Source organism: Actinomyces dentalis DSM 19115 (assembly GCF_000429225.1).
Lineage (GTDB): Bacteria > Actinomycetota > Actinomycetes > Actinomycetales > Actinomycetaceae > Actinomyces > Actinomyces dentalis.
In genome coordinates, this window is sequence record NZ_AUBL01000039.1 from 1 (window position 1) to 14,667 (window position 14,667).

At 74.8% G+C, this 14,667-nt stretch carries 14 protein-coding genes and 1 pseudogene; 9 read left to right on the forward strand and 6 right to left on the reverse strand.

The window, feature by feature from the left end:
- Positions 1-416 precede the first annotated feature (416 nt).
- Together G446_RS18830 and G446_RS17195 are read right to left on the reverse strand one after the other, a co-directional pair.
- Entirely contained in the window at positions 417-791 is a 375-nt protein-coding gene (locus tag G446_RS18830) for a helix-turn-helix domain-containing protein (protein WP_051285888.1), read from the reverse strand.
- Between the two features lie 543 nt (positions 792-1,334).
- Positions 1,335-1,838: pseudogene (locus G446_RS17195) on the reverse strand (gluconokinase); the annotation flags it as partial.
- Positions 1,839-2,285: 447 nt separating this feature from the next.
- Here G446_RS17195 and G446_RS17200 point away from each other — a divergent pair.
- From G446_RS17200 to G446_RS0109585, 4 genes are all read left to right on the forward strand, one after another.
- The gene (locus G446_RS17200; protein ID WP_245574660.1) at positions 2,286-3,968 is read left to right on the forward strand and encodes a DEAD/DEAH box helicase; all 1,683 of its coding nucleotides are present in this window, start codon (positions 2,286-2,288) and stop codon (positions 3,966-3,968) included.
- Between the two features lie 189 nt (positions 3,969-4,157).
- A complete protein-coding gene (locus G446_RS0109575; protein WP_026409975.1) occupies positions 4,158-4,907 on the forward strand; it encodes a CPBP family intramembrane glutamic endopeptidase in 750 nt (249 codons plus the stop codon).
- Between the two features lie 43 nt (positions 4,908-4,950).
- The gene (locus G446_RS0109580; protein WP_026409976.1) at positions 4,951-5,328 is read left to right on the forward strand and encodes a hypothetical protein; all 378 of its coding nucleotides are present in this window, start codon (positions 4,951-4,953) and stop codon (positions 5,326-5,328) included.
- Between the two features lie 110 nt (positions 5,329-5,438).
- Positions 5,439-5,696: a GlsB/YeaQ/YmgE family stress response membrane protein gene (locus G446_RS0109585; RefSeq protein ID WP_026409977.1), complete on the forward strand. Its 258-nt coding sequence runs from the start codon at positions 5,439-5,441 to the stop codon at positions 5,694-5,696.
- Between the two features lie 123 nt (positions 5,697-5,819).
- Here G446_RS0109585 and G446_RS0109590 read toward each other — a convergent pair whose 3' ends face one another.
- Both G446_RS0109590 and G446_RS0109595 read right to left on the reverse strand, forming a co-directional pair.
- Positions 5,820-6,041 (reverse strand): type II toxin-antitoxin system antitoxin, encoded by a 222-nt coding sequence (locus G446_RS0109590; protein ID WP_026409978.1) that lies wholly within the window; start codon positions 6,039-6,041, stop codon positions 5,820-5,822.
- Between the two features lie 87 nt (positions 6,042-6,128).
- A complete protein-coding gene (locus tag G446_RS0109595) occupies positions 6,129-7,076 on the reverse strand; it encodes an SPFH domain-containing protein (protein ID WP_026409979.1) in 948 nt (315 codons plus the stop codon).
- A gap of 187 nt (positions 7,077-7,263) precedes the next feature.
- Between G446_RS0109595 and G446_RS0109600 the strand changes: the two genes are divergently transcribed.
- Together G446_RS0109600 and G446_RS17205 are read left to right on the forward strand one after the other, a co-directional pair.
- A complete protein-coding gene (locus tag G446_RS0109600; RefSeq protein WP_026409980.1) occupies positions 7,264-7,527 on the forward strand; it encodes a type II toxin-antitoxin system TacA family antitoxin in 264 nt (87 codons plus the stop codon).
- Positions 7,524-8,048 carry a GNAT family N-acetyltransferase gene (locus tag G446_RS17205; protein ID WP_034469974.1) on the forward strand — a complete coding sequence of 175 codons (525 nt, stop codon included), beginning with the start codon at positions 7,524-7,526 and terminating at the stop codon, positions 8,046-8,048. Before G446_RS0109600 ends, G446_RS17205 begins: the two co-directional genes overlap by 4 nt.
- A gap of 151 nt (positions 8,049-8,199) precedes the next feature.
- On the opposite strand, the gene G446_RS0109610 is transcribed toward G446_RS17205, so the two are convergent.
- A complete protein-coding gene (locus tag G446_RS0109610; RefSeq protein WP_084779143.1) occupies positions 8,200-8,850 on the reverse strand; it encodes an HAD-IA family hydrolase in 651 nt (216 codons plus the stop codon).
- 130 nt (positions 8,851-8,980) lie between these two features.
- On the opposite strand from G446_RS0109610, the gene G446_RS17210 reads away from it, so the two are divergent.
- Both G446_RS17210 and G446_RS0109620 read left to right on the forward strand, forming a co-directional pair.
- A complete protein-coding gene (locus tag G446_RS17210; RefSeq protein WP_084779144.1) occupies positions 8,981-10,243 on the forward strand; it encodes an ROK family protein in 1,263 nt (420 codons plus the stop codon).
- 78 nt (positions 10,244-10,321) lie between these two features.
- The gene (locus tag G446_RS0109620; RefSeq protein ID WP_026409982.1) at positions 10,322-11,695 is read left to right on the forward strand and encodes a replication-associated recombination protein A; all 1,374 of its coding nucleotides are present in this window, start codon (positions 10,322-10,324) and stop codon (positions 11,693-11,695) included.
- A gap of 118 nt (positions 11,696-11,813) precedes the next feature.
- On the opposite strand, the gene G446_RS0109625 is transcribed toward G446_RS0109620, so the two are convergent.
- Positions 11,814-12,221 (reverse strand): DUF488 domain-containing protein, encoded by a 408-nt coding sequence (locus G446_RS0109625; RefSeq protein WP_211228283.1) that lies wholly within the window; start codon positions 12,219-12,221, stop codon positions 11,814-11,816.
- A gap of 820 nt (positions 12,222-13,041) precedes the next feature.
- On the opposite strand from G446_RS0109625, the gene G446_RS17215 reads away from it, so the two are divergent.
- Entirely contained in the window at positions 13,042-14,634 is a 1,593-nt protein-coding gene (locus G446_RS17215; RefSeq protein WP_051285889.1) for a hypothetical protein, read from the forward strand.
- Positions 14,635-14,667 lie beyond the last annotated feature (33 nt).

A 14,667-nucleotide genomic window follows, 5' to 3' on the forward strand; every position in this document is an offset into this window, starting at 1 on the left:
GGCTTACGTAATGCGAGCTCAGCGCGACAGAATCCACCCCGGCTCGCGCCATGCGAGCCCGGCGCGACAGAATCCACCCCGGCGTGATTCGCGTGAGCCCACCTCGCACAATTCCAGCTCAGGTGACATGACGAATTCGACTCCCCCGGGGGGCGCCGTCGGGCGGGAGGCCGCGGGGGCTGCCAGCACGGGGCGACGGCCCCGACGGCGTCGGTGGGGCCTTGCCCCTCCCCGGGGGCGCCCGGTCGTCTGGTTCCGTCGGGGAGTCGGAGTCCGGGGCCCGCCCCCGGCGGCGCCGTCGGGCGGGAGCCGCGCGGGAATCGCGACATCATCGCCGAGAGGCCCGTCGGTGGCGGCGCGGGAGCCCCGCGCGTGGCAATCGCAGCACCGCCGTCGTTCGGGGACTCGCCCGCGCTTCAGAAATAGGAGCTCGTGCGCCGCGGTTGTTTGAACAGATCGGTCACCGGCAGGTTGAGGTACCAGGCGACGCGCTCCAACTCGTCGATGCGCCACTGCACCCTGCCCATGTACCTCAGGGACACGGCCGACCGGGATGTGTGGAGCAGCCGCGCCAGGCCCGCCTGCGTGACTCCGACCCGAGCGGCCTCCAGCCGCACGTTCGCAGCCACCACTTGGGACAGGGTCGTCGGCTTGTCCGCGGGGCGGATCCCGTTCGTGATCGGCCTGAGCCCCGATCCCCCGAGTCCCCCGCGGGACTCGGGGACGCCTCCGGCGTCGTCCACATCGCCGTCGGGGCTCCACCCGGGTTCGCCCCAGTACTCGTCATTCATCAGACTCCTCCTGTCTCCGGCGTGCGCCGAGTCACCGTGCGCGCACGGATTACGCCGCCACCAGGGACGGGGCCCAGGACGGCCGAGTCACCGTGCACGCACGGATTCTTCTCCTTTGCGGACTCCTGCGGGTCGGAGATGTGGGCGGATGGTTCGCGCCCCCGCACGACGGGTTCCTGTGGAGCCCGGGGTGCGAGGAGCCGTTCCCATGAAGCCCATGAGGGCGGTGCGAGAGGTCCGGGCGGGGGGCGACGGCGCGGGCGGAGGGCGGTGCGAGAGGCCCAGGCGGGGGCGGGGGGCGACGGCGCGGGCGCCGCTCGGCGAACCGGCCGGTCAGGCTCCGGCGTCGGCGTCGGGCTCGTCAGCGGCGGCGTTGGCGGTGTCGGAGGCGCCGGCGAGGACTGCGGTGCCGAGCCGGTGGCCAGGCGCCCCGCGACGGCGACGAACCAGCCCGCCGGCAGCACCGGGACGGCGGCCTGCCATTCTCCGCGTGGGGGAGGGCTGCCGGTGGTCGGGGGATCGGTCAGGGGCGGCGGGATCGGTCTCGAGGGCGGCGAGGATCGCCTCGAGGGTCTGCTCGGGGGTGGGGCGGGAGATCACGGTGACGCCGTCCTCGTCGTCGGCCAGGGGCTCGAGGTCGGCGAACTGCGAGGGCAGGAGGGCGGGGGGCATGAAGTGCCCCTCACGGCGCCCCATGCGCTCGTGCAGGGCGGCCTCGTCGGCGACCAGGTGGATGAAGAAGACGCGCCCGTGCGCGCCGGCCAGCAGGTCCCGGTAGGAGCGCTTGAGGGCGGAGCAGGTGACGATGGTCCTCGTCCCGCGGTCCGCCTGCTCGCTCATCCAGGCGCGCAGCGACTCCAGCCACGGCCGGCGGTCCTCGTCGGTCAGGGGCGCTCCCCGGCTCATCTTGGCGATATTGGCCTCGGGGTGGAAGTCGTCCGCCTCGGCGACGGGCCGTCCCAGGGCGTTGTGGAGATTGATCGCGGCGGTGGTCTTCCCGCATCCGGCGACCCCCATGAGCACGAGATGCTCAACGGGCTGCTTCATGATCCGCTCCTCGTGACGTCATCGTCGCACGTTCACTTATCGTACCGATTGTCCGGTATCTCCGGCGAGGACCGGGGCCGGCGGCCCCGTCGCCCACACTCATCCGCCGGCGGCCGGGGCCGGGACCGGGCTCCGGCGGCCCGGGGCCGTTCCCGGCGGCCGGACCGTCGGCGCCCACCTCGGACCGCGCCCGCCCCGCTTGACCGGCCTCACACGGTCCGCCCCGCCGTGCGAGGCGCCGGTCACGGCGGGACGACGGCGGATCTGGGATGCTGTGCCCCGGCCCGGCGACCCGCCGCGGCCCGGCTGGTGCCCCGGCTCCGGTGCGCGCGTCCGCTCGACGCCGCTGCGCCGTCGAGCCCCGAACGCCGGCACCCCACGCACCGTCGCGCCCGCCTGCGGCACCGCCGACGGCGCGCGCGACGGTCCCGATCGACAGGACTTTCCGTGCCCACCACCCGCAAGACCCACCGCCCCGCGACATCCGGATCCGCCGGCGGCCCGGGCGCCTCCCGCCGGGCTCCGGCTCCGACCCGCCGCACCGCCGGGACGGCCCCGGACGCCCCCGCCCGCGGGGCCTGCGCCCCCGCCGCCCCGACGGCCACCGCCGCTTCCACGGCCCCGCCGCCGACCTTCGCCTCCCTGGGCGTGGATCCCGACCTCGTCGCCGACCTCGGCGCCCGCGGCTTCACCGCCCCCTTCCCCATCCAGAGCGCGACCCTGCCCGACACCCTCGCCGGGCGCGACGTGCTGGGCCGCGGGCGCACCGGGTCCGGCAAGACCCTCGCCTTCGCCCTGCCCCTGGTCCAGCGCCTGGCCGAGGAGGACATGGCCCGCCCCGGCCACCCCATCGGCCTGGTCCTGGCCCCCACCCGCGAGCTCGCCGGCCAGATCGCCCAGACCATCGGGCCCCTGGCCGACGCCGTCTCGCTGAGCGTGACCACCGTCTTCGGCGGCGTGTCCCAGAAGCCCCAGGAGAAGGCCCTGGCCGCCGGCGTCGACGTCGTCGTCGCCTGCCCCGGGCGCCTGCTCGACCTCATGGGGCAGGGCCTGGTCGACCTCGACGAGGTGTCCGTCACCGTCCTGGACGAGGCCGACCACATGGCCGACCTCGGCTTCCTGCCCGCCGTGCGCCGCATCCTGCGCGCCACCCCCGCCCGCGGCCAGCGCATGCTCTTCTCCGCCACCCTGGACAACGGCGTGGACCGGCTCGTCGAGGAGTTCCTCCACGACCCGCTCCACCACGCGATCGACCCCTCGACGTCCCCCGTGACCGCCATGGACCACCGCGTGTGGGCGGTGGCGGACAAGGCCGCCAAGGACGGCGTCGTGCGGCGCCTGGCCTCCGGGACCGGCCGGCGCATCCTGTTCACGCGCACCAAGCACCTGGCCCGCCGGCTGGCGCGCCGCCTCACCCAGGACGGCGTCCCCGCCGTCGAGCTGCAGGGCAATATGAGCCAGAACGCCCGCGAGCGCGCCATGCGGGCCTTCTCCTCCGGGGCCGTGCGCGTCATGGTCGCCACCGACATCGCCGCCCGCGGCATCGACGTCTCCGACGTGGAGCTGGTCGTGCACGTCGACCCGCCGGCCGAGCACAAGGCCTACCTGCACCGGTCGGGCCGCACGGCCCGGGCCGGGGCCGCCGGGACCGTCGTCACCCTCGTGCTGCCCGAGCAGAGGGGCGATGTGCGGGCCCTGCTCAAGAAGGCCGGGATCAGGGCGGGCATCGAGCCGGTGAGGCCCGACGACGACGCCGTGTCCGCGCTCGTCGGGCGGGTCGCCGACGTCGTCGCCCTGGAGGACATGCCGCAGGGCGTGGCCGTCAGGGGCGGGCTGCCCCGGGCGCAGGGCGGCCGGGGCGCCGTTCCCGGCCGGGGCTCCGGGAACCGCGGCCGGGGCTCCGGCTCCGGGGGCGCGGCTCCCGGTCGGGACTCCGGCCGGTCCCGCCGGGGCGGGTCCACGGGGCGGGGCGCCGGCTCCGGGAGGCCCGCCGGTCGGCGGGGGGATCGCGCCGGTCGGGGCGTGAACCCTGGCCGGGGCGGGAGCTCCGTCCGGGGCGATCGGGGCGTTCGCGCCGTCGAGCCCGGGGGCCGCGGAGGGGCGCGGGCGCGCCGGCGCTCCGGGCGCTGAGAGCCGGGCCAATGCCGCGCCCCGGCCGCAGGCCCTGACGTGCCGGCGCTCCGGGCGCTGAGAGCCGGCCGGCGCGGCGCCGGGCGCGAGGCGTCGGCGCCCGCAAGACCCCGGCCCGGGGCTGTGGACGCCGATCCGAAATGTGAAGGACTCTTGACATCCATGTCAAGGACGCTATACATTTCGCGCATGAGCAACTCCCCTGATCCAGTATCCGCAGCCTCCGTCCGGGCGCCCCTCGCCGACGCCGCGACCCCCGTCGCATCCACCCCCTGGTCCCGGCTCGCCACGGCCATGTGGGTGCGCCCCGGCCTCCTCATCGCCCTCGGCGCCGCGCTCGCGGCGGCGGGCCGCCCGCTGCTGTGGATGAACGTCCTCATCATCCCGATCGACGTCGTCACGCTCCTCCTGGTCCACCGCCTCCTGCGCGCCGAGGGAAGAGGGCTGGCCGACCTGCTGCGGCCCGTGCGGGGAGGCGACCTCGCCTGGGGCCTGCTCTGCGGGCTCATCGTCGTGCTCGCCTGGTTCCCCGCCTCCTTCATCGCCGGCCTGGTCGCCTATCGGGGGCCGATGCCGACGGCGGCGCACCAGTCGGTGCCCCTGTGGATCGCCCTGGTAAGCGTCACGATCATGCCGGTGACCATCGGGCTGGCCGAGGAGGCGCTCTACCGCGGCTACCTCCAGCCCCGCCTGGCCGGGGTCCTGGGGCAGGCCAGGGCCGTGATCGCCGCCTCCGCCTTCTTCGCCGTCCAGCACATCGCCTTCGCCCCCTTTGATCCCCGGGCGATGGTCTTCGGCATCGTGCGCACCTTCCTGGCCGGGCTCGTGTTCGCCGGGCTGTTCCTGTGGCGCAGGCGGGTGATGCCGCTGGCCGTCGGGCACTGGCTGCTCGACCTGCTCGGGCTCGGGCTCCCGCTGCTGCTCGCAGCGCTGGCGTGAAGGGGCGCCCGTGGAACCGATAACCGATGGATAGGATCTGGATATGGAGCCCTCCACCCGCCGCTACCTCATCCGATTCTCCGTGGCAATGGCGGCCTACTGCGTCCTGCTTCCCGTCGCCCTGTCCGCCGGGCGCGCCGTCGCCCCGCCGTGGAACATGGCGTGCGCGCTCCTAGTGCTCCCGTCAGTCGTGCTCATGGTGCGCGCGGTCGGGCAGTTCTTCCAGGAGGTCGACGAGCTCGCCCGCAAGGTCATGGTCGAGTCCCTCGCCCTCGGATTCGTCATCGGGACCCCGATCCTCCTGATCGTCGGACTCTTCCAGGCCTTCGGCCTGGCCGATCTGTCCTTCCTGTGGGCCTTCGCGATCCTCATGGCCGGCTGGCTGATCGGGAGTTTTCTGGCCCGACGGCGCTACACCTGAACCCTGGTACCCTGCGGGGGCGCGATCGCCGGGCCCGACGGGCGGCGCCGCGGCGCGGAGCACCCCGCCACCGCACCATCGCACCACCGCACCTCGAAGGAGCGCACCCCATGCTCGATCAGCTCATTGCAATGGTCGTCGTCGGCGCCGTCGTCGGCGCCCTCGCCCGCCTCTTCCTCAAGGGGGACCAGCGGATCTCGATCCTGTGGACCATCGTCCTGGGCGCCGTCGGAGCGGTCCTCGGCGCCTGGCTCGCGGGCCTGATCGGCGTCGCCGTCACGATCAGCCTCGGTCTGATCCGCTGGATCTTCTCCGTGGTCGCCGCCATGATCCTCATCAACGTCTACATCACCGCCACGCGCAGGTGAGCCCGGGCGGGTCCCGGTCTGGTCGATCCGGGAGACGCGGGCCCGGCCGGGTCGGGGCTCACCGCAGTCCGATGGCCCCCCGCCCCGGCCCGCGGCCCGTTCGCGGGGTCATGAGCGCCGTCGTCACTCCTCCTCGCGCGACTGCCCGGAATCCTTGCGCGGCCGCCCGCGCCCTCGCAAGGGGGCGGCCCTGACGCCGCGTCCGGCGTCGTCGAGCGCGCGGCGCAGGATGATCTCGATCTGGGCGTTGACCGAGCGCAGGTCGTCCGCCGCCCACTTGGCGATGGCCGCGTGGACGGCGGGGTCCAGTCTCAGCAGGACCTGCTTGCGCCGACTATCCGCCATCGGCGTTCCTCACGTGCGCCGGGGCCTTGTGAGCACGGGGAGCCGATGGACCCGGCTCGTGGGGCGGCGCGTCTGCGTCGCGGGGCCTCACGCGTACAGGGAGCCGGTGTTGACCACGGGCTGGGTGCGCTGGTCGGAGCACAGCACCACCAGGAGGTTGGAGACCATCTGGGCGCGGCGCTCGTCGTCCATGGTGACGATGTCGTCGGTCTCCAGGCGCTTGAGGGCCTGGTCGACCATGGTGACGGCGCCCTCGACGATCTGCTCGCGGGCGGCGATGACGGCGCCGGCCTGCTGGCGCTGGAGCATGGCCTGGGCGATCTCGGGGGCGTAGGCGAGCGAGGAGATGCGCACCTCGACGATCTCCAGGCCGGCCAGTGCGACGCGGGCGGCGACCTCGGCGGCCAGTTCGGCCGAGACGAGGTCGGTGCCCCCGCGCAGGGAGGTCTCGCCCGGGCCGGGCTCGTCGTAGGGGTGGATGGTGGCCACGTGGCGCAGCGCGGACTCGGCCTGGGTCTTGATGAACTCCTCGTAGGCCTCGACGGCGAAGACGGCGCGGGCGGTGTCGGCCACCTGCCACACGACGATGGCGGCGATATCGATCGGGTTGCCGTCCAGGTCGTTGACCTTGATCTCGCTGGTCTCGAAGTTGTGGACCTTGACGGAGACCCTCTTGCCGTTGGTCAGCGGCGGGACGAGCGCGATCCCCGGGCGCCGCACGGTGCCGATGTAGCGGCCGAAGAACTGGCGGACGCTGGTCTGGCCGGGAACGACGACGACCAGGCTGGTGAACATGAGCAGCAGGGTGAGCACGACGACCGCCGACGCGCCGACGGCGAGAGTCACCGCCGCCGGCTCGCCCCTGTCGAAGGCGTCAGTGGCGACCCTGGCGATTGCGGCGATGGCCCCGATGATGAGGGCCAGGTAGAGGATCAGGGCGAGGAAGGCCGCGCCCGAGCCGGCGGCGCGCGCGGGCCTCCTCGGTGTCGCCGGCGCCGGGCGGTGGTCGCCGCCCGGGAGGACCGGATATAGCAAAATGATATCTATTTTTTGGACGGAGCGCAAGCCCGGCGCCGGGGAGCCCGGGTCGCGAGCGCCGGGCCGTGCTCGCCGCGCGTGACTCGCCGCGCGCGTCCGCCGCGACGGGACGACGACGCCGGGTCCTTCCGCCGCGGCCGCCCCGACATGTACGGCGATGTGCCGTATGAGGTAGTGTCATGCCATGGGAACATCCACGGCGCGTCTGGAATTGCGGCTGCCCGCCGCGGAGAAGGCGGAGATCGAGGAGGCCGCCGGCCTGACCGGCCGGACCGTCACGGAGTACGTGCGCACGGCCGCCCGCGACGCCGCCCGCACCGACCTCGCCCGATCGATCAAGGTGTCGGGCGAGGTCTTCGACGCGCTTGTGGCCGCGATCGAGTCCGACGCGCCCCCGGTTCCCGCAATGGTGCGCGCCCGCGCGCGCGCCGAGGAACTCGGGCTGTGAGCATTGAGCCGCACTCGCTGCGCGTGCGTCCGCTGCGGCAGGACGACGACGCCGGAGCCTTCCGCTGCGGTCATCCTGAGCTCGATCGATGGCTGGCGGAATTCGCCTGGGCCTCCCAGCGCCGCCGCACCGCGGCCACCCAGGTTCTCGTGCCGGCGCCCGGGACCGGCGCCAGCGGGACCATCCTGGGCTACTACTCGCTGGCATCGACGGCGATCGTGACGGACGACCTGCCGCGCCGGCTGGGCCGCGGGCAGCCGGCCGTGCTGCCCGCCTTCCTCCTGGCCCGCCTCGCCATCGACCGTTCACTGCGCGGACAGGGCGTCGGCGGCGCGCTCCTGGCGCACGCCGTCGCAACGGCCGACCGGGCCAGCGGGCTCGTGGCGGCACGACTGCTCGTCGTGGACGCCATCGACGACGCGGCCGCCGCCTTCTACACCCACCACGGCTTCACCGCGCTCGCCCAGGATCGTGGCCGCACGCGCCTGGTGGCCGTCATCTCGCGCCTGGCCCGGCGGTAGCGCGGGGCGCCGTCGGCGATCGCGGGAGGGCCGGGTCGGGCGGTTCGAGTCGGCGGCGCGCGTGCGCGCTCCTCGCCTCAGCGGGTCTCGGGCCGAGTGCGGCGGGGCGTCCGGCAGCGGCCCGCGAGCGCCGTATCGGCGTGCGCGATCCTCATGGCAGCCGGTCCGCCGCCGCGATCAGGAGCCGGCGCAGTTCGTGCAGGTCGCGGCACACGACGTCGCCGTCCCGGGACCCGCCCACCGCCACGACGAGCGTCCCCGCGGCCCGCGCCGCCGCCAGACCGGGGGCGGAGTCCTCCACCCCGGCCGTCCGGCCGGGCTCGACCCCCAGGCGCCGCGCCCCCAGCAGGTACCCCTGCGGGTGGGGCTTGCCGTGCTCGACGTCGTCGAAGGAGATGATGACCGGCGCCTCGATCCCGGCGGCCCCCAGCCGGGCGCGGGCCAGGCGCAGGTGCGCGTTGGTGACCACGCCCCAGGGCAGGGACCGCTCGTTCAGCCAGGCCACCAGCTCCGGGGCGCCGGGGGCGGGGAGCACGCCGTCGGCGAGCGCGCACTCGCGCTCCAGGTGGGCGGCGACGTGGCGGGCCAGCTCTTCCGCCCCGATGTCTGGCAGGAAGCGCCGCACGGTGGTGGCGGCGTCCGGGCCGTGGCACACCGCCAGGACGGTCGCCGGATCCAGGCCGTTGTCGCGGGCCCAGGCCCTCCAGGTGGCCTCGACGGCGGCGTGGGAGTTCACCAGGGTGCCGTCCATGTCGAGCAGAACGGCGCGGCAGTGGGCGAGGAGGGCTGCGGCGGAGATCATGCACCTATTAAACTCGCGATCCGATCAAATTGCTAGACCCGCCATGGGCGAAGATGGACGAGGGGCCCGCCCGGCGGGCGCCCCGCCCGACGAGGGACGATCAGGAACAGACGAGGAGCCCGAGAACCCCATGGCGCGACGACGCACGGCGCAACCCCCCGCGGCGCAACGATCCGCGCCGCAATCCTCCGCGGCGCGGCGCCCCGCCCCCCGCCCCTCCGCCTCGCGACGGCGCAGCACCGCCGAGCAGCTCCGCTGGGCCCTGGCGGCCGACGTCTGCGCCCTGGTGCGCCGGTCCCCCGGCATCACCCGGGCGCAAGTCGTCCGGGAGCTGGGGATCTCCACCGGCACGGCCGCCGACCTCGTCACCAGGATGCGCCGGGCCGCCGTCCTGACCGAGGGGGAGCCGGTCCCCCACGGCCGCGGGCGCCCCACGTCGGCGCTCGCCGCGCACCCCCGGGGCCCGCTCGTTATCGCCGTCGAGATCACCGCCACCGGCTGGCGAATGGTGAGCGCCGGCCTCGACGGCCGCCTGACGGTCGTGGCCCGCGCCCCCCACCGCGGCCGCGGCCCCGCAGACGTGCTCGCCCCCATCCGCCGGGCCGTCACGGCCGAGGCGGGCGCCCGCGCGGGCAGGGTGCGGGCCGTGTCGGTCGCCGCGGCCGCCACCGTCCGCGACGGGAGTGTCGTGCAGTCCTCCGTCCTGGACTGGGACCGGGTGAGCCTCGCCCCCCTGAGGGCTCCGGGGGCCGCCCTCCTCGTCGCCAACGACGCCACCTGCGAGGCCCTGGCCGAGTCCCGCCGCGGCGCCTCGCGCGGGGCCCGCTCCGCCCTGCACCTGACCGTGCTCGCCGGCGTCGGCGGCGGCCTCGTCCTCGACGGCGCGCCCGTGCTGGGGGCGACCGGCCTGGCCATGGAGATCGGCCACCTCCCCCTGGGCGACCCGCGGGCGCTGTGCGGCTGCGGGGCGCGGGGCTGCTGGGACACCGTCCTGGGCGCCAGGGCGCTGGCCGGGCGGCTGGGGGCCGACGACGACTCGGTCCCGGCCCTCGAGGCGGCCATCGCCCGGGGCGGGCCCGCCCGCCGCCCCGCGCTCGTCGCCGCGGCCGCGAGCCTGGGGCGGGGCCTGGCCGGGCTGATCAACGTCACCGACCCCGACGTCGTCACCCTCGGCGGACTCGGGCCGCTCCTGCGCTCCCACTGCCCCGAGGCCTTCGAGGAGGCCCTGACCGGCGGCCTCATGCGGTGCCTGCGCGAGGACCGGCCGCGCATCGCCGTCGGCGAGCTGGGGGCCGACGCCGCGCTGGTGGGCGCCGTCGAGACGGCCCTGGACGAGGTGGCCGGCCCCGCCGGCCTGGCCGCCTGGGCGGGGCGGGAGGCGCCGGGCGATTGACCCCATGAGTGAGCAGAGCAAGCCGGACGGCCTGGCGGCCCGGGCGGGACGGGCGGGCCCCGGCCGTAACCTGGGCGCATGAGCCCGCAGGACGCCCCCTCCCTCTTCGACGCCGCGGCGGAGGACGGCGGCGGCGTCGTCGATCCGACGCGCCCGCTGGCGGACCGCCTGCGCCCGCGCGAGCTGACCGAGGTCGTCGGCCAGGACCACCTGCTGGCGCCAGAGGCGCCGCTGGGCCGCATGGTCGCCTCCGGCCGCCTGTCCTCCATCGTCCTGTGGGGCCCGCCCGGCTGCGGCAAGACGACCATCGCCCGGCTGCTGGCCGACCGCACCGGCCTGGCCTTCGAGCAGGTCAGCGCGACCTTCTCCGGGGTGACGGACCTGCGCCGGGTCTTCGCCGCCGCGGCCCGCCGCCGCCAGATCGGGCGGGGAACGCTGCTGTTCGTCGACGAGATCCACCGGTTCAACCGCGCCCAGCAGGACTCCTTCCTGCCCTACGTCGAGGACGGGACGGTCGTCCTGGTGGGGGCGACGACGGAGAACCCGAGCTTCGAGCTGAACGGCGCCCTGCTGTCGCGCTGCCAGGTCCTGGTCCTGCGCCGCCTGGACGAGACCGCCCTGGCCGAGCTGCTGGAGCGCGTCGAGGCGCTCACCGGGCGGGAGCTGCCCCTGACCGGGGACGCCCGCGCCGCGCTGGTCGCCATGGCCGACGGCGACGGCCGCTACCTGCTGGGCATGGTCGAGCAGGTCCTGGGCTGGGCGCGCGTCGGGACCGCCGATGGCGGGCCGCGCCTGGACGCCGAGGGGCTGACCGCCGTCGTCGCCTCGCGCGCGCCCCTGTACGACAAGTCCGGCGAGGAGCACTACAACCTCATCTCCGCCCTGCACAAGTCCATGCGCGGCTCCGACCCCGACGCCGCCCTGTACTGGCTGGCGCGCATGCTGGTCGGAGGGGAGGATCCGCGCTACGTGGCGCGGCGGCTCGTGCGCTTCGCCAGCGAGGACGTGGGGATGGCCGACCCCTCCGCGCTGCAGACGGCGCTGGCCGCCTGGGAGGCCTACGAGCGGCTGGGCTCGCCGGAGGGCGAGCTCGCCATCGCCCAGGCGGTGGTCCACCTGGCCACGGCGCCCAAGTCGGTCGCGCTCTACCGGGGGCTCGGCCGGGCGCGGGAGGCGGCGCGCCGCACGGGCTCGCTCGCCCCGCCCGCGCACATCCTCAATGCGCCCACGCGCCTGATGAAGGAGCTCGGCTACGGCGAGGGCTACGAGTACGACCCGGACGCCGCCGACGGCTTCTCCGGCGCCGACTACTTCCCCGACGGCTACCCGCCGCGGAGCGCGCGCGAGCCCTTCTACACCCCGACCGCCAACGGCTACGAGCGCCGCATCCGCGAGCGCCTGGCCCACTGGGAGGGCCTGCGCCGGCGGCGCGGCGAGGAGCGGGAGCAGTAGGCGGACGGAAGCGGCGGCAGGTGCGGCGGCGGGCGCGGCAGCGGCGCGGCGGGCCGGCTCGCACTCCGACCCGCGCCCCTTCCCGCGGGTCGGGGCCCTCCCGCCGAATCCGCCGGTCTCAGCGGGGCAGGTCGGGGTCGTCGACGCCGAGGACGGCCTCGCGCAGCACCCGGGCGTGGGTGCGGACGTGGTCGTGCCCGGCGATCAGCAGGGTCACCCGCCCGCTCAGCGCCTCGGCGCGCAGGCCCTCCACCGCCTCGCGAGCGGCCGGCTCCTCCAGTTCGGCGCGGTAGGCGGGGACGAACCGCTCCCAGTCCAGGTCGCCGGAGTGGAAGGCCCGGCGCAGCGCTGTCGACGGCGTGGCGTTCTTCGCCCACTCGTCCAGCGCCGCGCGCTCCCGGCTCACCCCGCGCGGCCACAGCCGGTCGACCAGGACGCGCCGGCCGTCGTCGGGCGAGGGATCCTCGCGCACCCCCTTGATGACGACGTTGCAAGCGGCGGGCAGGTCGGTCCGATCGGGGCTCATACCGCCACCCTAGTAGGGTGTCGCGACCTATTGCCCGGGTGCATCGGTCCGCGGCGGGGTCGCGGTGGTGCGGGTGGGGCTCCTGGGACGATCCGGGGCGGGATCGTGTCCGAATCTGTTGCAAAGGCCCGGATCGAGCCGGAGCGCATGAGAAGAATCGTTGATATTCCGCGCTTCTTCTCGCGGCCGATTCCGGCGCGGAGCGCCTTTGCAACAGATTTGGACAAACGGCGCCGCCCGTGCGCCCCGATTGCGGCCACTTCCGCGTTCGCCCCGCCGTCTGCGGCCGAACGGGGTCCGGCCGCCGGGTGCGGCCGGGGCGGGGCGAACTGCGCCGGGCCGCAAACCGGGTGCGGGGCGCGCGCCGATCGCCGGGCGGGACCGATGCCGCCCCGCCCCGGGGCGCCCGGCGGCGCCCGGAGACGGCCGCGAGGGCTGAGCGGAACCTCCCCGCGCGTTCAGCTCCGCCGGGCAACCGAAAAGAGCGCGGACGCCTTTGCCCGCGGCGCACGGAGCACGGGGCGGTGCACCGCCGACGCCAAGAGCGAACATAACGCGCCCGCGGCGCCCGACGACAATATGGTGACCGCAGCAGAGGGCCGAACCGGTGACCGCGGGCGGACCGCTGGAACGGGCGCTCTTCGGGGAGCCGCCGGACCTCGGGGCCGATCGCCCGCGCCCGCCGGGCGCCTTCGCGGCGCGTCGGAGAAGCCGGGTCGAACCGGACCGGCACAGGAAACAATGGTGGGTGACAAGGCGGATCAATGCTCGTCGTGAGAAAATCCGAGGATCGTCACCGCCCGACTCGAGAAGGACTTCCATGAGCGTGCTGTCACGCATCCAGTGGCACGACCGGCCGACCGACGGCGTCGTCCGGTACTTATCCGATGCGAGGACGCGCTTGACCGCCTGGGCCACCGGCGGGGCCCGCACCGATCTTCCGGACGGGGAGAGCCTCATCCCCATGGCCGACCGGGAGCGGACGGTGAGCCTGCGCCCGGTGTCCGACGACGTCCGGGCCCTCAACGGCGTCGAGGGCATTGTCCGGGACAGGATGACGCACGCCGGAACGACCACCAGGTGGACGCTCGTCGTCAGGGTCGCGGGCGACGACGGGCGCGTCGATGTCATGGCGGAGAACCGGATGGAGACCTCCGATCCAACCCGGCCCGTCAGGATCGAGCGCCCCCGCGTCGTCGACGATCTCCTCGCAATACCGGGTCAGCCGCGCCTGGGCGCGCTGCCGCTCCTGGGCGCGCCGGAGCCCGTGCCCGCCGGCGCCGTCCCCATCCTCATCGACGAGGTGCTGCGGCTGCCCGGCCGGCTCCTGCCGGTGATCGTGTGCACCCAGTCGGATCGCGGCGGCGACGCCTGGCTCGAGCGCGCTCACCGGATCGCGGAGCGCACCCTCGGGTTCGCCAACGTCTTCACCCTGGACCGCTCGGCCGCCGGGGCGTTCCGCCGGCGGTTCGGGGGCCTCGCCGTCTGGGACGGGGGCGTGCGCATCTACTCCCAGGCGCCGCTCGACCCGGGTTCCAACGGCCTGAGGCACAGGTGCTTCCCGCCCGACCGCTTCCGGACCTCGCCGGAGGCCGGGGTCGACCGGGTCGTGGCGGGCGCCGCCGCGCTGTCGGTGCGACTGCCCGCGCCCCCGGCGCTCGCGCTCTTCTCCTCCCCGGGCGCGGCCGACGCCGGTGCGGCGCCCGACCGGGTGCCGGCCCTCGAGGCCGACCTGTCCGACGCGCTGTCCCAGGTCGACGCCCTCGGCGATGAGCTCGAGGAGCGCGACAATGAGGTGAATCGGCTCCAGGGGCACCTGGCCCGCCTGCGCGAGGAGCTCGAAAGGGCCGGAATGGCCCACCTGTACTGGGGCGCCAAGGACGACCCCGGGACGGGCCTGCCCGATACCGTGCAGGACATCGAGGAGGCGGTATTGGCCGCGCAGTTCTATTTGACGGACTATTTGCGCCTCCCGGATAAGGCGAAACGCGGACTCGACCGGCTCGCGACGGCACCCCAGGCCGTTGTCTGGGGGAATACCGCGTGGAGGGGGCTGCGCTCCCTGGCCGCTTATGCGAGGCACCGCACGGAGGACCATTTCCAGGGCGGTTTCTGGGAGTGGTGCGACGCCGGATTCCCGGAGAGCTGGCCCGCCACTGACAAGAAGCTGTCCATGAGCGAGAGCGAAACCGTTCAGAATACGCCCAAGTTCAATAACCGCAGGCTGCTGCCGGTCTCAACCGACGTCGATCGCACCGGCAAGACCTACATGTACAGCCACCTCAAGGTCGCCGAGGGCGGCAGCGACCTCGCCCCGCGCATCTACTTCTACGACGACACCCACGGGAACACCGGCAAGATCCATGTCGGGTTCATCGGCCCCCACTACCTCATGCCCAACACCAAGTCGTAGCCCCGCCCCTTCTCGCCGAAGCCGGCGGAAGGG